At 73.7% G+C, this 20,863-nt stretch carries 19 protein-coding genes; 13 read left to right on the forward strand and 6 right to left on the reverse strand.

The window, feature by feature from the left end:
- Nucleotides 1–47: 47 nt before the first annotated feature.
- From BLW14_RS06815 to BLW14_RS06840, 6 genes are all read left to right on the forward strand, one after another.
- Nucleotides 48–2,408, forward strand: a complete 2,361-nt coding sequence (locus BLW14_RS06815) for a sensor histidine kinase (protein WP_093705351.1) — start codon at nt 48–50, stop codon at nt 2,406–2,408.
- Nucleotides 2,405–2,809 carry a roadblock/LC7 domain-containing protein gene (locus BLW14_RS06820; RefSeq protein WP_093705353.1) on the forward strand — a complete coding sequence of 135 codons (405 nt, stop codon included), beginning with the start codon at nt 2,405–2,407 and terminating at the stop codon, nt 2,807–2,809. Before BLW14_RS06815 ends, BLW14_RS06820 begins: the two co-directional genes overlap by 4 nt.
- Nucleotides 2,810–2,904: 95 nt before the next feature.
- Nucleotides 2,905–4,101: an ABC transporter substrate-binding protein gene (locus tag BLW14_RS06825; RefSeq protein ID WP_093705355.1), complete on the forward strand. Its 1,197-nt coding sequence runs from the start codon at nt 2,905–2,907 to the stop codon at nt 4,099–4,101.
- A 1-nt stretch (nt 4,102) separates the two neighbouring features.
- Nucleotides 4,103–6,070 carry an ABC transporter permease gene (locus BLW14_RS06830; protein ID WP_093705357.1) on the forward strand — a complete coding sequence of 656 codons (1,968 nt, stop codon included), beginning with the start codon at nt 4,103–4,105 and terminating at the stop codon, nt 6,068–6,070.
- Complete coding sequence (locus BLW14_RS06835; RefSeq protein ID WP_093705359.1) at nt 6,067–6,873, forward strand: ABC transporter ATP-binding protein; 807 nt, start codon at nt 6,067–6,069, stop codon at nt 6,871–6,873. The genes BLW14_RS06830 and BLW14_RS06835 overlap by 4 nt, the downstream gene beginning before the upstream one ends.
- 10 nt (nt 6,874–6,883) lie before the next feature.
- Complete coding sequence (locus BLW14_RS06840) at nt 6,884–7,612, forward strand: ABC transporter ATP-binding protein (RefSeq protein ID WP_093705361.1); 729 nt, start codon at nt 6,884–6,886, stop codon at nt 7,610–7,612.
- Nucleotides 7,613–7,652: 40 nt separating this feature from the next.
- Here the strand turns inward: BLW14_RS06840 and BLW14_RS06845 are convergent, their stop codons facing one another.
- Nucleotides 7,653–8,870, reverse strand: a complete 1,218-nt coding sequence (locus tag BLW14_RS06845) for an FAD-dependent monooxygenase (protein WP_093705363.1) — start codon at nt 8,868–8,870, stop codon at nt 7,653–7,655.
- A gap of 484 nt (nt 8,871–9,354) precedes the next feature.
- Here BLW14_RS06845 and BLW14_RS06850 point away from each other — a divergent pair, with 484 nt between their 5' ends.
- The 6 genes from BLW14_RS06850 to BLW14_RS06875 are packed head-to-tail and all read left to right on the forward strand — an operon-like array spanning nt 9,355 to nt 14,673.
- Entirely contained in the window at nt 9,355–10,839 is a 1,485-nt protein-coding gene (locus tag BLW14_RS06850; protein WP_093705365.1) for an ATP-binding protein, read from the forward strand.
- 2 nt (nt 10,840–10,841) lie between these two features.
- Nucleotides 10,842–11,270 (forward strand): roadblock/LC7 domain-containing protein, encoded by a 429-nt coding sequence (locus BLW14_RS06855; RefSeq protein WP_093705367.1) that lies wholly within the window; start codon nt 10,842–10,844, stop codon nt 11,268–11,270.
- Between the two features lie 23 nt (nt 11,271–11,293).
- Nucleotides 11,294–11,620, forward strand: coding sequence for a DUF742 domain-containing protein (locus BLW14_RS06860; RefSeq protein WP_165946258.1), 327 nt, complete (start codon nt 11,294–11,296; stop codon nt 11,618–11,620).
- Complete coding sequence (locus BLW14_RS06865; RefSeq protein ID WP_177153908.1) at nt 11,598–12,224, forward strand: GTP-binding protein; 627 nt, start codon at nt 11,598–11,600, stop codon at nt 12,222–12,224. The genes BLW14_RS06860 and BLW14_RS06865 overlap by 23 nt, the downstream gene beginning before the upstream one ends.
- Nucleotides 12,221–13,432, forward strand: coding sequence for a cytochrome P450 (locus BLW14_RS06870; protein ID WP_093705371.1), 1,212 nt, complete (start codon nt 12,221–12,223; stop codon nt 13,430–13,432). The genes BLW14_RS06865 and BLW14_RS06870 overlap by 4 nt, the downstream gene beginning before the upstream one ends.
- A gap of 11 nt (nt 13,433–13,443) precedes the next feature.
- A complete protein-coding gene (locus BLW14_RS06875) occupies nt 13,444–14,673 on the forward strand; it encodes a cytochrome P450 family protein (RefSeq protein ID WP_093705373.1) in 1,230 nt (409 codons plus the stop codon).
- A 55-nt stretch (nt 14,674–14,728) separates the two neighbouring features.
- Here the strand turns inward: BLW14_RS06875 and BLW14_RS06880 are convergent, their stop codons facing one another.
- Both BLW14_RS06880 and BLW14_RS06885 read right to left on the reverse strand, forming a co-directional pair.
- Nucleotides 14,729–14,950, reverse strand: coding sequence for a CDGSH iron-sulfur domain-containing protein (locus tag BLW14_RS06880; RefSeq protein WP_093705375.1), 222 nt, complete (start codon nt 14,948–14,950; stop codon nt 14,729–14,731).
- Nucleotides 14,934–15,620, reverse strand: a complete 687-nt coding sequence (locus tag BLW14_RS06885; protein ID WP_093705377.1) for a HemK2/MTQ2 family protein methyltransferase — start codon at nt 15,618–15,620, stop codon at nt 14,934–14,936. Before BLW14_RS06885 ends, BLW14_RS06880 begins: the two co-directional genes overlap by 17 nt.
- A gap of 294 nt (nt 15,621–15,914) precedes the next feature.
- Here BLW14_RS06885 and BLW14_RS06890 point away from each other — a divergent pair, with 294 nt between their 5' ends.
- The gene (locus BLW14_RS06890; protein WP_093705379.1) at nt 15,915–16,784 is read left to right on the forward strand and encodes an SDR family oxidoreductase; all 870 of its coding nucleotides are present in this window, start codon (nt 15,915–15,917) and stop codon (nt 16,782–16,784) included.
- 8 nt (nt 16,785–16,792) lie between these two features.
- Here the strand turns inward: BLW14_RS06890 and BLW14_RS06895 are convergent, their stop codons facing one another.
- The 3 genes from BLW14_RS06895 to BLW14_RS06905 are packed head-to-tail and all read right to left on the reverse strand — an operon-like array spanning nt 16,793 to nt 20,778.
- Nucleotides 16,793–18,355, reverse strand: coding sequence for a phytoene desaturase family protein (locus tag BLW14_RS06895; protein WP_093705381.1), 1,563 nt, complete (start codon nt 18,353–18,355; stop codon nt 16,793–16,795).
- 39 nt (nt 18,356–18,394) lie between these two features.
- Entirely contained in the window at nt 18,395–18,850 is a 456-nt protein-coding gene (locus tag BLW14_RS06900) for an SRPBCC family protein (protein ID WP_093705383.1), read from the reverse strand.
- Between the two features lie 32 nt (nt 18,851–18,882).
- Entirely contained in the window at nt 18,883–20,778 is a 1,896-nt protein-coding gene (locus BLW14_RS06905) for an alkyl/aryl-sulfatase (protein ID WP_093705385.1), read from the reverse strand.
- Nucleotides 20,779–20,863 lie beyond the last annotated feature (85 nt).

Raw genomic sequence — 20,863 nt, forward strand, 5'->3', positions numbered from 1 at the left:
TGCGTGTCATCGATACTCAGCACCGGTTCCGGCGACGGAGCCGCGCAGTGAAAATCAATCGTCGCCTGGTTCTCCTGGTCACCGCGCCCCTCACAGTGGCGGTCGCCTTCTCGGCCCTGGCCCTCGCACCCGCGACCAATCAGGCGCTGCAGGCGAACCGGCTGGCCGACATGGTCGACGTCGCCGCCGGCGCCGCCGACTTAGCCCACCAGCTGCAGCACGAGCGGGCCGCGGCCACCGCGCTGGTGTCCCACCAGGGAGACTCCTCCGCCTTCCAGGAGAGCTCCGACGCCACCGACAAGAGCATCGCCGCCTTCAACAGCCGCATCGGCCGGCTCTCCGAGGTCCCCGGAAGCGCCCAGGAGGCGCTGAACCGCATCGACCGCTTCACCGACGAACTCCCGGCCCTGCGCGCCCAGGTGCGTTCCGGCTCCACCACCATCTCGGCGCTCGCCTTCGGCTACCGGATCGTGATCGCGGACCTCAACGGCTACCGCGACGGCATCGCGCAGGCCGACGGTGTCGACGCGGACATCGCCGACCGCATACGTGCGGCCGCCGCACTCTCCGAGGCCGCCGAGCACACCGCCCAGGAGCAGGTCACCGTCATGAGGGCGCAGGCCGCGGGCGGCTTCACCGTCGCCTCCCAGCGCACCTTCGACGCCAGCCGGCTCGGCTACACCGAGTCGACCGGGGTGATGTTCGGCCTCGGCCCGGGCGAGTGGCGGACCTGGCTGGAACGCACCCTCTCCGGCCCGAAGGCCCGGGAGGCGCGGAAGCTGGAGGACCGGATCGGGCGCGCCGACCCCAGCAAGGTGCTCGACGTCACCCCGAAGCAGTGGCTGAAGGCCTCCGAGGACCGCCAGACGCTGCTGCGCCAGGTCGAGGAGCGGATCGACGGGTCCGTCGCCGCGACGGTCGACGCGGAGCGCACCAGGCTGCTGTGGACCGCCGGCGGCGAGGTCGCCCTGGTGCTCCTGACCCTGGTGGGCGTCGTCCTGGTCGCCGTACGCCTCGGCCGGGTCATGATCCGGCGGCTGCGCTACCTGCGCAACGCCGCGCACGAGGTCGCCCACACCGGGCTGCCCGCCGTCATGAGCGAGCTGTCCCAGCCCGGCGCGCTGAGCGGGTCCACACCCGAGCAGGTAGCGCAGCGCACCGGCAACCCGGTCGAGACCACGGGCGGCGACGAGATCGGCGAGGTCGGTGAGGCGTTCAACGCCGTCCACCACGAGGCCGTGCGTCTGGCCGCCGAACAGGCCCGGGTGCACGAGCAGTTCGCCGAAACGCTGGTACGGGTCGCCCGCCGCGGCGCCCAGCTCACCAGCGTCATGGTGTCCGAGCTGGACACCGTGCAGCGCGACGAGGCCGACCCGGAGCGCATGAAGACGCTCTTCGCCCTCGACCACCTCGCCATCCGCATGGAGCGCAACACCAACAACCTGCTGGTGCTGGGCGGTTACGGCAACGCCCGGGTGCGGTCGGCCGACATCGGCTGTTCCACCGTCATCGTGGCGGCGGCCCAGCAGATCGAACGCTTCGACCGGGTCTCCCTCGGTGCCATCGAGGCGGGCATCGGCATCGCCGCCCGCGCCGTGCACGACGTGGCGCACATCCTGGCGGAGCTGCTCGACAACGCCACGCGCTTCTCGCCGCCCGACGTCCAGGTCGGGGTCGCCGTCTGGCGGCTGTGGGACCGGGCGGTCGTCCAGATCGTCGACGAGGGCGTGGGGATCTCCGCGGAACGCCGAGCCGTGCTCAACGCCGCGCTGCGCGAGCCGACGGCGGGCATCGGGGACGTGCGGTCCATGGGTCTGCACGTGGTGGCGCGGCTCGCCGCGCGGCACGGCATCGTTGTCGAGCTCCGCGACTCCTCGGGCCCCGGCACCATCGCCGAGGTCACCCTGCCCAAGGGCGTGCTCGCCGAGGTGTCCGCGGAACCGGACCTGCCGGTCGAGAACGGCTTCGAGTCGCCCCGTACCGTCATCACCCGCCGGAAGCCGAAGGACGTGCGCGGACGGGTCGGCCGGCCGGTCGGCGCGGGCGTCGCGGGCGGCACAGCGGCCCCGGCCCCGCGCGCGGAGCACGGGGACCGGGAACGCACGGACGGCACCGACGCACCCGCCCCGCACCCCGTGCACGACGAGCCGGCCTCGCGCATCGCGGGCGTCAGCGCGTCCGGGCTGCCGGTCCGCAAGCGCAGCGCGCCCCAGCAGTGGCCCGTACGGGAGAAGCGGGGCGGAACCGAGCAGCGGCCCGGCGCAGGTGCGCCGCGACCGACCCCCCGCCGCCGGGACTCCCGGCAGGTCTCCGACGTCCTCGCGGCCTACGCGCAGGGCATCAACCGGAGCACGAACCCCCGCGGGCGTCCCGCCAACAATGACGACACCGAACGGACCAAGAAATGACCTCACCCACCGACCTGAGCTGGATCCTGAGCGACTTCGCCGGACGCGTCCCGGAAGTCACCCAGGCGATAGCCGTGTCCGTGGACGGACTCGCGCTCGCGTTCACCGGCGTGGAGCGCGACGACGCCGACCGGCTGGCCGCCATCGCCTCCGGCGTCGTCAACCTGCTGTCCGCAGCGGCCCAGTTGACCGACACCGACCCGGTGGAGCACAGCCTGACCGCGATGGAGGGCGGCTACATGTTCTCCATGGCCGTCTCCAGCGGTGCCTCGCTCCTGGTCATGACCACCAGGGACGCGGACATCGGCGAGGTCAGCTACATGATGTCCGAGCTGATCAACCAGGTCGGCGACTCGCTGTCCCCCCGGGCCCGTTCCCCGCACACCTCCCCCACGCACTGACCCGGCCGTTCCCCCACGGCCCACCGACCCGTCCGCGGAGCCCCCTCCGCGGCGGGTCACACCGTTGTCCGACCACTCCCCCGATGAGAGCCCTCATGTTCTTCGACATACCCCGCCGCAGATTCGTCCGGCCGGCCGGCGCCGCCGCCCTCGCCCTGGGCCTGGCCGCCGTCACCGGCTGCAGCAGCGACAGCGGGTCCGACGACGCGACCGTCAAGATCGGACTGGTCGCCTCGCTGTCCGGCACCTACAAGCCGGTCGGCACCGACCTGCGGGACGGCTTCGACCTGTACCTGAAGACGCACGACAACAAGCTGGGCGGGCGCAAGGTCGAGCTCGTCGTCGCCGACGAGGGCGACGGCCCGCCGACCGCGGTGCCGGCCGCCACCAAGCTGGTCAAGAAGGACAAGGTCGACGTGCTGACCGGCCTCGTCAGCGGTGGCTCGGTCAACGCGGTGCTGCCGCTGGTCAACCAGGCCAAGATCCCGTTCCTCGGCTCCAACGCGCGGCCCGAGGTCAAGGACGCCACGTATGTCTGGACGACGAGCTTCATGTCCGACGAGCCGGGCAAGGCCATCGCCCCGTACGTCAAGGAGAAGGTGAACGGCCCGGTCTACGCGATCGGTCCGGACTACCAGGGCGGTTACGACGAACTGCGCGGGTTCACCGACGAGTTCAAGCGCGTCGGCGGCAAGCTCGCCAACCCGGACGGCAAGACCAAGTGGACGCCGTTCCCGAAGACGACCAACTTCATGCCGTACTTCGCGGAGATCGCCAAGACCGATGCCAAGGCGGTCTACTGCTTCTACGCCGGCAAGGCCGCGATCGACTTCGCCAAGCAGTACGCGCAGTCCGACGTCGCCGACCTGCCGCTGTACACGGCCTTCGTGACCGAGGGCAGCGTGCTCCAGGCCGAGGGCGACGCCGCCAAGGACATCTACTCCGTCCTGAACTACGCGCCGGACCTCGACAACGCGGCCAACCGCAAGTTCGCCTCCGACTGGACCGCCGAGCACGACACCCAGCCGACCACGTACGCGATGTCGTCCTACGACGCCGCCGGCGTGCTCGACAAGGCGATCGCGGACGCCGCGAAGAAGGGCGACGTGACGTCGGAGACCATCAACAAGGCCATCGCCGGCCTCGGCCAGATCGACAGCCCGCGCGGTGCCTGGGAGTTCAGCGAGAAGGCGCACGCGCCGGTGCAGACGTGGTACCTGCGCCAGGTGCGCCCGGACGGCAAGCAGCTGTCCAACGTCATGGTCCAGGACCTGGCGACGCTCGGCGGCTGACATGGAGCTCCTCGATGCCCACCTCGTGCCGGCGGTGGACGGCGTGGCCTACGGGCTGCTGCTGTTCGTGGTCGCCGCCGGACTGAGTCTCGCGTTCGGCACGGCCGGCGTGCTGAACCTCTCGCACGGCATGCTGTACGCGATCGGCGCCTACACCGGCACCGAGCTGAGCGACGGAACGTGGGGCGGCCTCGCCCTCGGCCTGGCCGCGGGCACCGCGGCCGCGGCCCTGGCCGGGGCGGGCCTGTCGGCCGCCACCGTTCCGCTCGCCCGGCGTGGGCATCTCGCTCAGGCCCTGCTGACGTTCGGGACAGCCCTGGTCGGCGGTGATCTGCTCATCCAGTTCTTCGGGGCGGACGAGCTGCCGGTGCGCGTCCCCGGCGCGCTGGACTCCTCGGTCCACCTGCTGGGCCACCGCTACCCCGCCTACCGGCTCTGCTTCATCGCCATGGCCGTCGCCCTGGCGGCCTTCGGTACGTGGGTGCTGACCCGGACCCGGGTGGGCGCGGCGGTACGCGCGTCGGCGGACGACCCCCAGATGCTCGCCGCCACCGGCCACAACCCCCGGGCCGTGCACACCGGTGTGCTCGCCGCGGCGGGGGCGCTGGCCGGTGCGGCGGGCGTGCTCGGGGCGCCGATCATCGGCCCCGGGCCCGGCACGTCCGAGAACGTGCTGATGCTGTCCCTCGTGGTGGTCGTCCTCGGCGGGCTCCGCTCGCTGTGGGCGACGCTCGCGGCCTCGGTCGCCGTGGGCGAGGTCCAGACCCTGGGCGTCTCGGTGCTGCCGGACCTGGCACCGTACCTGCTGTTCGCGGCGATGGCGGCGGTGCTGGTGTTCCGCTCCCGCTTCACGGAGCCGGAGGCGCACGAGGAGCGGGGCCCGTCCTCCGACCCGGTCTCCCGGCTGCGGCGGCTCCTCGCCGCCCGGTGGGAGAACCGGCCGCGTGCGGCGGCGCCCGCTCCGACGGCTCCCGCTCGGCTCGGTGCCTGGCTGCACTCGGCCGGGTGGCGTCAGGCCGTCCCGCTGCTGGTGCTGCTCGCCGTCCTGTTCGCGCTGCCGGGGGTGCTCGACCCGTACAGCATCTCGCTCGCCGGGTCCGCCCTGGCGCTCGGGCTGCTCGCGGTCAGTGTCACCGTCCTGACCGGGTACGCCGGGCTGCCCACGCTCGGGCAGACCGCCCCGTTCGCCGTCGGCGCGTACGCCACCGCCAACCTGGCCGACGCCGGGTGGACGGCGGGCCCGGTCCAGATCGTCCTGTCGGCGCTCGCCGCCGCGGTGTTCTCGGCGGTGACCGGACCCGCGGTGATCCGGGCCCGGGGCACCACGGTGCTGATGATCACCCTCGCGGTCGGCGAGCTGACGAGCGCGGTGATCAACCAGGTCAAGTCCGTCACCGGCGGCGCGGACGGGCTGGTCGGCTTCCCGGCCACCCGGGCGCTGTGGAGTGGCGAGGGCATGACCGAGGAGCGCGAGCTGTACGTGTACGCGGCCGTCGTCGCCGTCGTGGCGGTCGCCCTCACGCTGCTGGTCCTGCGCTCCCCGGCAGGCAAGCTGCTGACCGGCACCCGGGGCGCCGAGGCGCGGATGCGCGCGTCCGGCCACCCCGTGGGGCGCTATCTGCTCGTGGCCCACATCTGCGCGGGCGCGCTGGCCGGGGTCGGCGGCTCGCTGATGGTCACCGTCCAGCAGTACCTCTCCCCCGCCGACGTGGGCTTCGAGATCGCCGCGTTCGCGCTGCTCGCGGTCGTCATCGGCGGTACGACGTCGGTCATCGGCGCGCTGCTGGGCGCCGGGCTGATCGTCTTCACCCGGGACTGGGTCGCCGGCTCCTGGCCCGGCCACGGGCCCCTGCTCCTCGGCGCGCTGTTCATCGCCGCCGTGTACCTGCTGCCGCGCGGTCTGGCCGGTCTGCGCACCGCCGTCGGCCGCCCCGCGACCGCCGTCTCCACCGGGAAGGCCGCCCCATGACGCCCACACCGAACACCGCGCAGCCGGCCCCCGTGCTCGGCCTCGACCGCGTCACCCGCAGGTACGGCAGCCTCACCGCCGTCGACGAGGTCTCCCTGCGGCTGCCCGCGGGCGCCCGGCACGCCGTGATCGGCCCCAACGGCGCCGGCAAGACGACCCTGCTCAACCTCGTCGCGGGCACCGACCGGCCCGACCACGGCACGATCGCGCTGAACGGGACCGACGTCACCCGCGCGTCCACCGCGAAGCGCAGCCGGCTGGGGATCGCCCGGAGCTTCCAGCAGCCGTCCGTCATCGCCGAACTGACGGTGCTGGACAACATCGTGCTGGCCGGCTGGGTGCACCACCCGAAGCGCAGGGGCGCCTGGCGCAGCCGGTCCCGCTACCGGCTCCACACCGAGTCGGCCCTGCACCACCTGGAGACCGTCGGGCTCGCGGACCTCGCGCACCGGCCGGCCTCCACGCTCTCCCACGGGCAGCGCCGCATGCTCGACCTGGCGGCGGCCCTGGCGGGCGATCCCCGGCTGCTGCTCCTGGACGAGCCGGCGGCCGGGCTGACCGACGGCGACATCGGGCGGCTGCTGGCGATCCTGGGCGCCCTGCCCCCGAGCGTGGCGGTCGTGCTCGTCGAGCACCACGTCGAGGTGGTCGCCCAGGTCGCCACGTCGGTGACGGTGCTGGCGGCCGGCCGGGTGCTCGTGACCGGGCCGACCGGGGAGGCGCTCGCCCACCCGGAGGTCCGCGACGCCTATCGGAACCCGCTGCAGCCCTTGGTCACCGACAGCCCCGACGCGAGAGGATGACCGACCCCCGATGCTCGAACTCACGGGCCTGACCGCGGGCTACCACGGCGGCACGGTCCTCCACGGCCTCGACCTGTCCGTGCCCGCCGGCACGGTGCACGCCGTCGTCGGCCACAACGGCGCGGGCAAGACGACGCTCGTGCACACCGTCGCCGGTCTGATGCGCCCGGACGCGGGCACGGTACGGCTGGACGGCCGGGACGTCACGGGACAGCCGGCGCACCGGATCGCCCGCGCCGGGATCGGTCTCGTGCCGCAGGGCCGCCGGGTCTTCGCCAACCTGAGCGTCGCCGAGCACCTTCGGCTGTCGTACCGACCGCCGCGCGGGGGCGACGCCTCGCGGCCGAGTGTGTGGACGCCGGCGCGGGTGCTGGAGCTGCTCCCCCGGCTGGGCGAGCGACGCGGCAACCGGGGCGCCGACCTGTCCGGCGGGGAGCAGCAGATGCTGGCCCTGGCCCGGGCGCTGCTCGGTTCGCCGAGCGTGCTGCTGCTCGACGAGCCGACGGAGGGCCTGGCGCCGGCCCTGGTCCGTCAGGTGCACGAGCTGGTGACCACACTGGCCGAGGAGGGCATCGCCGTACTCCTGGTGTCGCCGAGTCCGGCGACGGCGGCCCGGTGCGCGGACACCCTGACGGTGCTGACGTCGGGGCGGGTGGGGCTGCGGCTGGACGGGGCCGGGGCCCGCGAGGACCCGACGGCCCTGCACGCGGCGCTCGAACTGGCGCCGACGGGCGCCTGACGTACGCGGGGAGGTAGCGCCCCTCCCCGCGTACGCGGGGTTACCTGACCTTCAGGCTGTGGCCGCCGAAGCCGCTGCTGCGGTCGGAGCCGCTGTTCTGCTCCTGCCACCAGGCGTCGAACTCGGGCTGGCCCATGGCCGACCAGTCGGGAGTGTTCTCGACCTGGGTGCTGCCCATCCGGCGGGCGAGGGCGACCATGGCGGAGCCGACGGGGCCGCGGCCCGCGTCGTACCGCTCCAGCACGTCCTTCCAACTGTCCCCGGCGATCCAGGCGGCCTCCAGCGCGGTGGCGTCCTGGAGCGCCTTCACGCTGCCGGCGCCGACGTGCGGGCGGGAGACGCTGGCGGCGTCGCCGACGAGCGCCATCCGTCCCGAGGTGTAATGCGGGACCGCGAGGTCGTAGATGGGCTGGATGAAGGTGGTCGCGGCGGGCGTGCCGAGCACCTTGTCGGCCCAGAACGGCGGGAAGTGCTCCGCGACGAGGGCGCGCAGCCAGTCGGTCACCTCGGAGTTGAGGCGGCCGGGCGGCAGCGAGGTGGGGGTGCGCAGGTCCGGGTGGAGGCCGTCGGTCTGCGGGGGCGTGGTGTAGAGCACCCAGTTGAGGCGGTGGCCGCCGGTGCCGTCCGGGATGCGGTAGATCATGCAGTGCCCGCCGGGGAAGACGATGTTGTGGGCGTCCAGCCCGTCCGACGGCAGACCGTCGACGTCGTCGGACGCGCCGCGCCAGCCGATGTATCCGGCGTACTCCGGGCTGATCCCGGGGAACATCGCCTCGCGGACCACGGAGCGGTAGCCGTCGGCACCGATGACCAGGTCGAAGCGCTCCTCGTGTCCGTCGGAGAGCCGCAGGGTCACCCCGTCGTCGGCCGGGTCCACGGCGGTGACCACGGCGCCGGAACGGTAGTCGACGCCCTCCGGCACCCGGTGGCGCAACTCGCTCCACAGGGAGCCCCAGTTGTAGGCGCGGAACGGGAACGGCTGCTGCCCGAAGCCCCGGCCGTGCGGCGCGTCGCCGTCCCGTACGCTCCACACCCGCCGGGTCAGCGGCGCCCAGGGCATCTCGGGAGCCACATATCCGGCCTCTCTCAGCTCCTCGTAGCGGTCGCTCTGGAGGGCGATTCCGACGCCCCGGTCCCGGAGTTCGGCGTCGGCGCGCTCGAAGACGGTGACCCGGCCCGCTCCTCCGCGCGACACGGCCAGGGCCGTGGCACACCCCGCTATGCTCCCGCCGACCACGGCGACGCTGCCTCCACGCATGTCTGGCTCTCCACTCACTTGAGGTCCCGGCCGGCCGCCCGGCCGCCCGCACGCCGGGGCGCCGCTGCGGAAGTACGCTTGCATTGGCGCTGGTTGAGCCGCTTCCGTGCGGTCGCGGCCGCTCCGAATCCTAGCGAGGGGCGTTGGGCGCGCGCATTCGGGCAAGTTCCGCTTTTCAGCCACCGATACATCGTCAACAGTCGTCTTGCGCGCGCCTCTTGGGCATTTCTGACTAGTGTTCTGGCATGTTCCCCTCACCGGTCGGGCGTTCCGCTCACCGCCTGGCGGCCGGCTTCGGCACCGGCCGCGACGCGCTTCGAAGACGCCTCACCCGCTCCGTCCGCCACTGAACGAGCGTCCGCACCCCGCGCGTTACCCCATACCCGGAAGCGGGCGCTCCGGCAGCAGCGGTCAGGGCACCCGCATGCCCGCCGGTGCCCGCGCGACCGGCGGAACCGTCCCCATTGATTTCCGCGAGGACCCGATGACCGAACCGATATTGATCCTGCTCGCGCTGGCGGCGGGGACCTTCGCCTCGCTCCTGTTCCTGCGCCGCGCCCGCGCCGAGAAGCGGCGGGCCGACGAGACCGAGCAGCGGCGCGAGCAGTTGGCCCAGCAGATGAGGGCCGCCGAACAGTACGTGGCACACATCGCCCAGAGCGTCGTCCAGGCGGCCGCGTCCGAGGCGCAGACGGGCCGCCCCTACCAACTGGATTCGGCCATCCCGCCGCAGCTGGCCCACACGCAGCTCGCGAACGGGCTGGCCGCCCTGGCGAACCAGGTGCGCTCCGCGATCACGATGACGGGTCGGCTGGCGCAGAACGCCGCCGAGGAACAGCTCGCCCAGGTATGGGCGGAGACGGAGCGTCAGGTCGCGCAGGCCCGACAGGAGTCGGTGGACGTCGCCCGGGCGGCCGTCCGCGCCTTCGCCTCCAGCACCGTGCAGCGCGCGGCGAAGCTGAGCAGCACGATCAGCGCCGGGGTCCGGCGCCACGTCTCGGACGAGGCGTACGCGACTCTGGTCGAGATGGACCACCTGGCCCAGCAGATGCTGCTCACCGCGTCCGGCTACGGCGTCCTGGCCGGTGACAAGCTGTCGCGGCGCTGGCCGGCGACCACGCTGACGGATGTCGTCCGCACCGCGATGGGCCGGGTCGAGGGCTACCAGCGGGTCCAGCACACGGACCTGGAGTCCTTCGCGGTGCAGAGCCGGGCGGTGGAGGCGGTCGTCCACACCCTGTCGGTGCTGCTGGACAACGCCCTGCGCTACTCGCCGCCCAACGCCCGGGTGCACGTCTCCCTGGAGCACGGCGCGAACGCGGCGTTCCTCGTCGTCGACGACGCCGGTCTGCGGATGGAGGACGAGCGGCTGACCTGGGCCCGCGAGGTGATGTCCGGCGAGCAGCGGGACGACATCACCCGGCTGGGCGCCTACCCGCAGACGGGGCTGCGCGTGGCCTCGGTCCTGGCCCACCAGTACGGCTTCCGCGTCGAGTTGACCGCGCCGAACCTGTACGGCGGCACCCGCGCGATCATCGTGCTGCCGCAGGCCCTGCTGACGACGCCGGGGCCGTCCAGGGCGGTGCCCGCGCAGTCGCTTCCCGCGCCCCGTCCCGTCGCCGCCGCTCCGGTGCCGTCCGCCGTTCCGTCGACGGAGACCCCCATGCCCGAGCCCGTGTCCCCGCCGGAGGCGATGCCTGTGGCGGAGCCGGCACCCGCGGCCGCCGCCGCACCTGCTCCCGCTCCCGTGACGCCCGCCGACGCGCAGCCCGCACCCCGGCAGGCCCCGGCCACCACGGCCAGCGGGCTCACCGTCCGCCGGCGCGGCGCACGGCCGGCCGCCGCGGCACGGCCGGGGCCCGAACCCGTGGTCGAACCGGGCAGGCCCTCGGTGGCCGCCGCGTGGATGGCGGGCAGCCGCAGCAGCCGGGACAACCAGAACCCCCCTCGTACGGACGAAGGACGTTGATCATGTCGGACACGCACGCGAACACCCTGGGCTGGCTGCTGGACGAGCAGCTCGGATCGGTGGAGGGCGTCCGCTACGCCGTGCTGATGAGCGGCGACGGACTCCTCAAGGCCCGGACCCGCACCATCAGCCAGGAGGACGGCGAGAAGCTGGCCGCGCTGACCGCCTCGCTGCGCGCGTCGGGCCGCGCCTGGGACGAGTTCACCGGCGGGCAGGGCGTGCGCCAGCAGCTGATCGAGTCCGTGTCGACGATCGGGCTGACGACCGCCGCCGGGCAGCACACCATGCTCTCGGTCGTCACCACGGGCCCGCACGCCGACGTCGGCCTGATCAGCCACCACATGGGCCTGCTGGTGGTCCGCCTGGGCGAGCAGCTGGGCACGAGGGAGCGCACCCCGGCACTTCAGCCGGACGGGGGCCCCGCCGCATGAGCGGACCACGGCGCGACCCGGACATGGTCAGGCCCTACGTCCGCACGGGCGGGCGGGTCCGCCCGCACCGGGACGTACGGCTGGAGAGCGTGGTCGTCGCCGCGTCGGGCGCGGCCGACGAGCTGGGGCCGGACGCGCGGCGGGTGCTGAGCCTGTTCGCGGTGGGCCGGGGCGGTCTGGCCGTCGCCGACATCGCGGCCGCGCTCCAGCTGCCGCCCTCCACCGTGCGGATCATCGTCTCCTCCCTCATGGACAGCGGACATCTGGCCAGCCCGGCCCCCGCCGTCGAGGACCAGCCCCAGAACGACATCCTCCAGAAGGTGCTTGATGGACTCCGAGAACTGGTCTGACTCCCCGAACGGCGTCTCGTACGTACCGGCGACGGTGACCCAGTCCGCCAAGATCGTGATCGCCGGCGGCTTCGGCGTCGGCAAGACCACGTTCATCGGCAGCGTCTCGGAGGTCAGGCCGCTGCGGATGGAGGAGCCGATCACGGAGGACAGCGTCGGGGTCGACGACCTGCGCGGGGTGCCGGACAAGACCACGACGACCGTGGGCATGGACTTCGGCCGCATCCACCTGGCGCGCGGAGCTCTCGCCCTCTACCTGTTCGGGCTGCCCGGCCAGGTCCGCTTCCAGCCCCTGTGGGAGGACCTGGCCCACGGGGCGCTCGGCTGCCTGGTGCTGGCCGACACCCGCGACCTGGACGCGAGCCACGAGGCGCTGGGGCTGCTGGAGGACCAGGGCATCCCGTACGCCGTCGCGATCAACGTATTCCCCGACGCCCCCGAATACGGCCTCGGCGAGATCCGCGAGGCCCTCGCCCTGGACCCGGCGACCCCGCTGACCACCTGCGACGCGCGGGACCGTACCTCCTGCGTCTACGCGCTGATCACGCTCACGGAACACCTCGCCGCCCAACGCACGGCCCTCTCCCTGGAGCCCACGTCATGACGCCCCCCACCACCGCCCTGCCGTCGGCCCCCTCGGGCCGGGTCGCCCTCTACGACCCGGCCTACGCCGCCGACCCGCACGGCGCCTACGAGCGGATGCGGGCGGCGCACGGTCCGCTGGTGCCCGTCGAGCTGTCCCCGGGCATCCCCGCCACCCTGGTGATCGGCTACTTCCAGGCCCGGCGCATCCTCAACGACCCGCTGTACTTCCCGCACGACCCGCGCATCTGGCAGGAGCAGGTGCCGGCCGAGTGCCCGGTGCGGCCGATGATGGAGTGGCGGCCCAACGCCCTGCGCAGCGGCGGCACCGCGCACGCCCGCTACCGGGCCGCCAACACCACCGCCATCGACGCCGTCGACCAGCACGAGCTGCGGGACCGGGTGGAGAAGATCGCCGCGGCCGCCATCGCGGACTTCATCACCGCGGGCAGCGCCGACGTACTCACCCAGTACGCCTGGCCCATCGCCTTCCGCATCCTCAGCTCCCTGCTCGGCTGCCCGGACGAGATCGGGGCGCGCATCGCCGACGGGATGTCCCGGATCTTCGAGGCCAAGGACGCCCAGCGGGGCAACGAGATCCTCGGCCAGGCGGTCGCCGACCTCGTCGCCCTGCGCCGGAGCCACCCCGCCGACGACATCACCTCCCGGCTCATCGCCCACTCGGCGCAGCTGACCGACGAGGAGATGGGCCACCAGCTGGTCACGCTGTACGGGGCCGGCATCGAGCCGCTGACCAACCTCATCGCCAACACCCAGCTGAAGATCCTCACCGACGACGAGTTCTCCGCCGGGCTGCACGCCGGGCACTCCACCGTGCGGGACGCGCTCGACACCGTCCTGTACACGGACCCGCCGATGGCGAACTACTGCATCACCTACCCGCCGTACCCGGCGGACGTCGACGGAGTGCTGCTCCCGGCCCACCAGCCGGTCCTCATCTCGATGGCCGCCTGCAACAACGACCCGGCGATCGCCCGAGCACCGGGCGGCATCGCGGGGAACCGGGCCCATCTGGCGTGGAGCATCGGCCCGCACACCTGCCCGGCACGGTCGCACGCGTACCTGATCGCGGAGACCGCGGTCACCCATCTGCTCGACGCCCTGCCCGAGATGGACCTCGCGGTCCCGGCCGCCGAACTGCGGTGGCGGCCGGGCCCGTTCCACCGCGCGCTGGAATCCCTCCCCATCGTCTTCCACGCCTCCCACTGAAGGAGACCGCCATGTCCGAGCAGCCGATCCTCGTCCTCGATCCGGCCGGCACCGACCGCCACGCGGAGTACCGGGAGCTGCGCGAGCGCGGCCCCGCCACCCGGGTCGACGTCCTCGGGGTGACCGCGTGGTCCGTCAGCGACCCGGCCCTCCTCAAAGAGCTCCTGACCAGCTCCCAGGTCTCCAAGAACGCCCGCGCCCACTGGCCCGCCTTCGCCGAGACCGTGGCCACGTGGCCGCTCGCTCTGTGGGTCGCGGTGAACAACATGTTCACGGCGTACGGCGCCGACCACCGGCGGCTGCGCCGGATGATCGCGCCCGCGTTCAGCGCCCGCCGCATCCAGGACCTGCGCGTCTCCGTCGAGAAGGTCGTCTCCGAACTCCTCGACGGCCTCGCCGAACGCCCCGCCGGCGAACCGGTCGACCTCCGCACGGAACTCGCCTACCCGCTCCCCATCGCGGTGATCGGCCGCCTCATGGGCGTCCCCGACGACCAGCTCGACGGCTTCCGGGCCGTCGTCGACGGCGTCTTCGACACCACCCTCACCGTCGAGCAGGCCACCGCCAACACGGCCTCCCTCTACGGCGCGCTCGACCAGCTCATCGCCTCCAAGCGGGCCCGGCCCGGCGACGACATGACCTCGCTCCTGCTCGCCACCCGCGACGAGGAGGGCGACGGCGGCCGGCTCGACGACGAGGAGCTGCGCGACACGCTGCTCCTGATGATCTCCGCCGGGTACGACACGACCGTCAACGTCATCGACCAGGCCATCACCGCCCTGCTGACCGGCCCGGAGCAGCTCGCCCACCTCCGCGAGGGCCGCGCCGACTGGAACGACGTCGTCGAGGAGACCCTGCGCCACGAGCCCGCGGTCAAGCACATCCCGATGCGCTACGCCCTCTCCGACATCCCGCTGCCGGACGGGCAGAAGATCGCCCGGGGCGAGGCGATCCTCGTCTCCTTCGCCCCCGCCAACCGCCACCCCGACTGGCACGGCGGGAGCGCCGACGAGTTCGACGTCACCCGCCCCACCAAGGAGCACCTGGCCTTCGGCCACGGCGTCCACTTCTGCCTCGGCGCCCCCCTCGCCCGCCTGGAGATCTCCACCGCCCTCCAGCAGCTCTTCACCCGCTTCCCCGAAGCCCGCCTCGCCGTCCCCGCGAAGGACCTCCTCCCCCTGCCGTCCCTCATCAGCAACGGCCACCAGACCCTGCCGGTCGTTCTCCGGCCGGCTCACTGAGCGAAGGGGAACAGCGACGGCGGCCCGCACCCGGAGGTGCGGGCCGCCGCTCGTATCAGTCCTTGCGCCCCTGCCCCGGCGGTCTCGTGCGGCGGCGGTGGCTGGTGTCGCACCAGGGGTACGCGCGGCTGCGGCGGCAGGTGCAGACGGCTACGACGAAACGGTCGGAGGTGGCGACCGTGCCGTCCTCCCGGACGATCTCGACCGGGCCCTCGATCAGGACCGGGCCGCCCGGCTCGATGGTGAGGCGGCGGGGGCGGTCAGGGTCGTTCGGCACGGATGACCACCAGTTCCTCTGTGTCGTCGTGGGGGCCGACGAGGCCCTGCGCGCGCAGCCAGGGCAGCCGCTGGGTCATGACCGGGCCGAAGGGTACGAACGCCCGGCTCGCCACCGTGCAGCGCAGGCCGCTCGCGGTGAGCCGGTCCAGGGTTTGCTCCGTACCGCACAGGGCGGAGTGGACGAGGAGCAGCGCGCCGTTCGGGCGCAGGACGTCGTGGGCGCGGGCGCAGATGCGGTCCAGGGCCCGGCGGCCGCCGAGGCCGGCGTCCCAGGCGAGGTCGGGGCCGTGGCTGCGGGCGGTGCGGGTGTACGGGGCCGGGACGTACGGGGGGTTGCTGACGATCAGGTCGAAGCGGCGGGCGGCGACGGGGCCGGTGAGGTCGCCTCGCAGGACCCGGACGCGGTGGCCGGCGCGGGCGGCGTTCATACGGGCGGTCAGCACGGCCCGCCGTGAGATGTCGATGGCGCAGACCCGGGCTCCGCTGCGGGCGGCGAGCAGGGCGAGCGCGCCGCTGCCGGTGCAGACGTCCAGGACGTCCATGCCGGCGTCGAGGCCCTCGGCCTGGAGGGCTCTCGCCAGCAGATGGGTGTCGGCCTGCGGCGCGTAGACCCCTGGCAGGGTCCACAGTCTGCCCAGATCGACGGGTGGTGCGGCGGCTGTCGTCATCCGGATCCTCCATGAGGGGGAAGGCGGGTCCTCGTCTCTCACCGGCGCGGGATCATCCCGTCCAGAGTGAACGGGCTCGCCGTCCACCGCGACTCGAACGGCGGTCTCCGGCCTCCTGCCCCGCCCCTGCGTCCGCATGCGGCAGGGCCCCGGGCAGTCCGGGTGCCTCCGCCGCCCGCCCGGCAGGGCCCGGGCCCGTCTCCCGCCGCTCCCGCCGCGCACATCCGGCACCCCCGGGTGACCATGGCCGGAACAGGGCCGTCTGGGCCCTCCCCGAGACCGTGAAGGAGTGCCGTGACCGACCGGAAGCACCTGCTGCGCGGCCGTACGGCCGTGGTGACGGGCGGGGCGCGCGGCCTCGGCAAGGCCGTGGCCCGGGAGCTGGCAACCCGGGGCGCCCGGGTGGCCCTGCTGGGCCTGGAGGAGGAGGCGCTCGCCCGGGTGGCGGGAACGCTCCCCGCGCCCTCCGGGCACTGGCACGTGGACGTCACCGACGACGCGGCGATGGCCCGCGTCGCCGACGAGGTGCGCCGCCGTCTGGGCCCCGCCTCGATCGTCGTCGCCAACGCGGGCGTGGCCGAGGGCGGGCCGTTCGCGGACTCCGACCCCGAGAGCTGGCGGCGGGTGATCGAGGTCAACCTCGTCGGCAGCGCGGTCACCGCCCGGGTGTTCCTGCCGCAACTGCTGGACACCCACGGGCACTACCTCCAGATCGCCTCCCTGGCCTCCATCGGGGCCGCGCCGATGATGAGCGCGTACTGCGCCTCCAAGGCGGGCGTGGAGTCCTTGTGCCACTCGCTGCGCGCGGAGATGGCCCCGCGCGGTGTGGGCGTGGGCATCGCGTATCTGAACTGGATCGACACCGACATGATCCGCGACGCCGACCGGTACCCCGTCCTGCGCGAACTGCGCGCCCACATGCCGCCGCCCGCCCGCAGGACCTACCCGGCGCCCCACGTGGCCCGTCGCCTGGTCGCCGCGATCGAGCGCCGGTCGCCGTCCGTGTACGTCCCCGGCTGGCTGCGCGGCGTCCAGGCGGTGCGCGCCGGGCTTCCGGGCGTGGTGGCCCTCGCGACGCGCAAGGAGCTGACCCGGTCGCAGTTCACGGCCACGGGCCTGCTGGGCGCGGGCGGCCGCGCCGCGGGGCCGGAGGACCCGGCCTGACCCGTGCGTCAGCGGCGCAGCCGCCTCCGCATCGCCGCTCGCGCCGCGTTCGCCCCCGGCGCCCCGTGCACCCCGCCTCCCGGGTGCGCCGAGGCGGAGGCGAGGTACAGGCCCCTCACCGGAGTCTCGGGCCGCCCCGTGCCCGGGGTCGGGCGGAACACCAGTTGCTGGTGCGCCGATGCCGTACCGCCGTTGATCGCGCCCCCGGGCAGGTTGGCGTCCATGGATTCGATGGTCGGGGGTGCCAGCAGGCGGCGCGCGGTGATGCGGGAGCGGAAGCCGGGCGCCCACCGCTCCACCTCGTGCTCCATGCGGTCGGCCATGGCCTCCTGCTCGCCCCGGTCCCAGCGCCCGGTCAGGCCGTCGTCCCCCGCGTCGCCCTTGATGCGGTGCGGGACATGGGTGTACGCCCAGGCGGCTTCGGTGCCGGCCGGTGAGCGGGTGGCGTCGGCGGTGCTCATCTGGCCGAAGAGGAGGAACGGCCGGTCCGGCACCTGGCCCATGGCGATCTGCGCCGCGAACCGGGTGAGGCCGTCGACGCCCTCCGCCAGGTGCACGGTGCCCGCCGTGGCGGCCGGGCGGGCGGTCCACGGCACCGGGCCGTTCAGCGCCCAGTCCACCTTGAACGTCGCGAAGTCCCACTGGAAGCGGCGCAGGTCGTCCAGGAGGCGGCCGGGCAGGTGCCGGGCGTCGACCAGCCGGGTGTAGAGCGCCGGGGCGGAGACGTCGGCGAGCACGGCGCGGGACGCGGGCACGGCCTCGCCCCTCGCGGTGCGTACGCCGACGGCTCGTCCGCCGCGTACGACGACCTCGGTGACCTGCTCACCGCAGCGGAGCACGCCGCCGTGCCGTTCGAGGCGCCGGACCAGGGCCCCCGTGAGCGCGCCCGCGCCCCCGACCGGCACCGGGAATCCGTAGGTCTGCCCGAGCATGGACATCAGCCAGCCGAAGCCGCCGCTGCCCGCCGCCTCGGGGCCGAGGTCGGCGTGGAGGGCGCTGCCGGCGAGCAGCAGCCGGGCCGCCTCGCCGCCGAACCGCTCCTCGCCCAGCCGGCGTACGGGCAGCAGCATGGTCCGCGTCAGGCGCAGGCCCTCGGCGGCCCGGAGCCGGGCGGCGAGGCGAAGGCCGGAGCGTACCGGCGGGAAGGGGGTGAACAGCGCGCCCAGCACATCGCGGCGCACCCGGTCCCAGGTGGCGCACAGCTCCAGCCACGCCGCGCCGTCGCCATCGGCGAACGCGTCGAGGCCCGCCGCGGTGTCCCGCGCGTCGCTCTCCAGCACCGCGCACCGGCCGTCGGGCAGCGGGTGTGCCAGGACGCGGGGCGCCCGTGCCCAGCGCAGCCCCTCCGCCCCGAGGTCGAGCCCGCCGAGGACCGGCGAGGCCGCCGCGAGCGGGTAGAACGCGCTGAACAGGTCGGTGACGTAGTCGGGGTGCACGCCGCGGTCGCTGCGGACGGCGCCGCCGGGCTCCGGCTGCGCCTCCAGCACCTCCACGCTCCACCCAGCGGCGGCGAGGAGGTTGGCCGCGACGAGCCCGTTGGGCCCCGCGCCGATGACCACGGCGTCCGGCATCTGTGCCTCCAGGTTCGGGAGCCGAGAAGGTGTGCCCGGTCAGACCGCTTCGCGCGCGCCCTTCGGGGCCGACTCGACGGTCTGGGCCAGGCGGGCGAGCACACTGCGGTGGCGGAGCTGGATCACGGCGTCGACGACCGTGTTGTGGAGCTTCCCGGCCGGTCCGCGCAGGGGATGTTCGTCCAGCGTCACCAGGGCGTTGTCGCCCCACCGCCGGATCTCCAGGGCGATCCGGGCGGTGCCGATCCGGCCGCTGTCGGCCTCCAGTTCCAGCACGTGCGGGGCCTCGCACCGCCGGACGGTGGTCCGCCCCTGCACGGACCACCGGCCGATTCCCAGGGCGTACGTGAGGCTGGAGCCGACCTCCGGCCAGCTTCCGTTCCGCGGGCGGGAGTCGGAGGTGCCGACCACCCAGTCGCTGTAGCGCGAGGGGTCCGCGAGGACCCTCCACACGTCCGCCACCGAGGCTTCGATCATGCGGTGCCGTACCGCCATGGGGTCCTCCAGTGCTCGTGGGTCCGGGCCGTTCAGGGGGTGACGATGGCGAAGTCCGGGTCCGGGTCGTCGAGATAACCCAGGAGTTCGGTCAGCAGGGCGGCCTCCCCGACGAGTTCGACGCCGGGCCGCGCCGCCAGGTCCTCGGGCGGCACCGCGCCCGTCAGGACGTCCCGCAGGTCGGCCTCCGCGAGCGCGACGACGAGGCCGGGATCGCCCGCGGCCGGACCGGGGCCCACGACGTGGATGAGGACTCCGTTGCGCAGCCGCATCGTGAGGGGTTCGCCGCCGTGGATGTCCCAGCGGACGGTGATGTCCGCGTCCCAGGCGCGGGGGCCGTCGATCCGGATGGCGACCGAGTCCACCAGCTGGTCCAGGGTGAGGGCCGCCAGGACGTCGGGCGACGCGGTGGTGGTCGGGGTGCCGAGGCTGCCGTGGCGGAGTTCCCTGGCGCCCATCAGGTAGACGTTGCGCCAGGTCCCGTTCTCGCTGCCGTAGCCGAGCTGTTCCAGCGCGTCGGCCTGGAGGGCGCGCGCCGCCGTGTTCTCCGGGTCCGCGAACACCACGTGGTTGACGACCTCCACCACCCAGCGGTAGTCGCCGTCGTCGAAGGACTGCCCGGCCCTGCGCAGGACTTCGTCGGGTCCGCCCATGAACTCCACGTACCGCCGGGCCGCTTCGGCCGGCGGGTGCTGCCACAGGTGCGCCGGGTTGCCGTCGTACCAGCCGAGGTAACGCTGGTAGACCGCCTTGGCGTTGTGGCTGACGGAGCCGTAGTAGCCGTGCGTGTGCCAGACCCTCTCCAGCGCGGGCGGCATCTCGATCCGTTCGGCGATCTCCGGCGCGGTGAGGCCCTGGTTGAGCATGCGCAGGACCTGGTCGTGGAGATACGCGTACAGGTCGCGCTGCTCCGTGAGGAAGGTGATCACGCGCTCCCGGCCGTGGACGGGCCAGTGGTGGGAGGCGAAGGCGACGTCCGACAGCTCCCCGAAGAGGTTGACCGACTCGGTGAGGTACGTGGACCAGACGTGCGGGTCGCGGACCTCGGCGCCGCGCAGGGTCAGCAGATTGTGCAGGTTGTGCGTGGCGTTCTCCGCCATGCACAGGGCGGAGAAGTCGGGGAAGTGGATGTTCAGCTCGGCCGGTGCCTCGGTGCCGGGGGTGAGCTGGAAGACCATGCGGATGCCGTCGACGGTCTCCGTCTGGCCGGTGCGGGTGATGTCGAGGGTCGGCGGGATCAGTCCGGGCGAGCCCGTCGAGACACCCTGTCCGAGCCCGGCGCCGATCTGCCCCCGCGGCCCCTTCGGAAGAGCGGCGCCGTACATGTAGGCGGCGCGCCTGCTCATCGCCGTACCGGCGTAGACGTTCTCGCTGACGGCGTGGGCCAGGAAGCCGTGCGGGGCGAGCACGGGGACTCCGCCCGCGACGTCCTCGTCGCTCAGCACGCCGCGCACTCCGCCGAAGTGGTCGACGTGGCTGTGGGTGTAGAGCACGCCCGTGACGGGCCGCTCGCCCCGGTGGGAGCGGTACAGGGCGAGACCGGCGGCGGCCGTCGGCGCACACACCAGGGGGTCGATGACGAGGACGCCGCGTTCCCCCTCGACGATCGTCATGTTGGACAGGTCGAAGCCGCGTACCTGGTAGATGCCCTCGGTCACCTCGAACAGGCCGTGCTCGGAGCACAGCCTGCTCTGCCGCCACAGGCTCGGGTTGGCGGTGTCCGGGCATTCCTGGTCGAGGAATCCGTACGCCTCCAGGTCCCACACGGCACTGCCCGTCGCGTCACGTATCAGGGGGTCCTGTGCGGTCCCCATGAACCCGCGCCGGGCGTCCTCCAGGTCCTGGGTGTCGCCGAAGGGGTAGTCGCGCCGGACCGCCTGGTTGGCCCGGGCCACGGCCTGCGCGGCGGGCTTGGCGTCCTGCGGCATGTCGGTCTCCCTCGCGGCGTTCGGACCGGATGTCCCGGGCCCCGGGCACAGCCACCCTCACCCGGCGTACGGGCCCCCACAAGCG

Source organism: Streptomyces sp. 2131.1, from assembly GCF_900105515.1.
Taxonomy (GTDB): Bacteria; Actinomycetota; Actinomycetes; order Streptomycetales; family Streptomycetaceae; genus Streptomyces; species Streptomyces drozdowiczii.

What these genes read in the sequence shown, in the direction of transcription:
- BLW14_RS06820 (WP_093705353.1), top strand. Translation starts at nt 2,405, where the DNA reads ATGACCTCACCCACCGACCTGAGCTGGATCCTGAGCGACTTCGCCGGA.
- BLW14_RS06825 (WP_093705355.1), top strand. Translation starts at nt 2,905, where the DNA reads ATGTTCTTCGACATACCCCGCCGCAGATTCGTCCGGCCGGCCGGCGCC.
- BLW14_RS06830 (WP_093705357.1), top strand. Translation starts at nt 4,103, where the DNA reads ATGGAGCTCCTCGATGCCCACCTCGTGCCGGCGGTGGACGGCGTGGCC.
- BLW14_RS06835 (WP_093705359.1), top strand. Translation starts at nt 6,067, where the DNA reads ATGACGCCCACACCGAACACCGCGCAGCCGGCCCCCGTGCTCGGCCTC.
- BLW14_RS06840 (WP_093705361.1), top strand. Translation starts at nt 6,884, where the DNA reads ATGCTCGAACTCACGGGCCTGACCGCGGGCTACCACGGCGGCACGGTC.
- BLW14_RS06845 (WP_093705363.1), bottom strand. Translation starts at nt 8,870, where the DNA reads ATGCGTGGAGGCAGCGTCGCCGTGGTCGGCGGGAGCATAGCGGGGTGT.
- BLW14_RS06850 (WP_093705365.1), top strand. Translation starts at nt 9,355, where the DNA reads ATGACCGAACCGATATTGATCCTGCTCGCGCTGGCGGCGGGGACCTTC.
- BLW14_RS06855 (WP_093705367.1), top strand. Translation starts at nt 10,842, where the DNA reads ATGTCGGACACGCACGCGAACACCCTGGGCTGGCTGCTGGACGAGCAG.
- BLW14_RS06860 (WP_165946258.1), top strand. Translation starts at nt 11,294, where the DNA reads ATGGTCAGGCCCTACGTCCGCACGGGCGGGCGGGTCCGCCCGCACCGG.
- BLW14_RS06865 (WP_177153908.1), top strand. Translation starts at nt 11,598, where the DNA reads ATGGACTCCGAGAACTGGTCTGACTCCCCGAACGGCGTCTCGTACGTA.
- BLW14_RS06870 (WP_093705371.1), top strand. Translation starts at nt 12,221, where the DNA reads ATGACGCCCCCCACCACCGCCCTGCCGTCGGCCCCCTCGGGCCGGGTC.
- BLW14_RS06875 (WP_093705373.1), top strand. Translation starts at nt 13,444, where the DNA reads ATGTCCGAGCAGCCGATCCTCGTCCTCGATCCGGCCGGCACCGACCGC.
- BLW14_RS06885 (WP_093705377.1), bottom strand. Translation starts at nt 15,620, where the DNA reads ATGACGACAGCCGCCGCACCACCCGTCGATCTGGGCAGACTGTGGACC.
- BLW14_RS06895 (WP_093705381.1), bottom strand. Translation starts at nt 18,355, where the DNA reads ATGCCGGACGCCGTGGTCATCGGCGCGGGGCCCAACGGGCTCGTCGCG.
- BLW14_RS06900 (WP_093705383.1), bottom strand. Translation starts at nt 18,850, where the DNA reads ATGGCGGTACGGCACCGCATGATCGAAGCCTCGGTGGCGGACGTGTGG.
- BLW14_RS06905 (WP_093705385.1), bottom strand. Translation starts at nt 20,778, where the DNA reads ATGCCGCAGGACGCCAAGCCCGCCGCGCAGGCCGTGGCCCGGGCCAAC.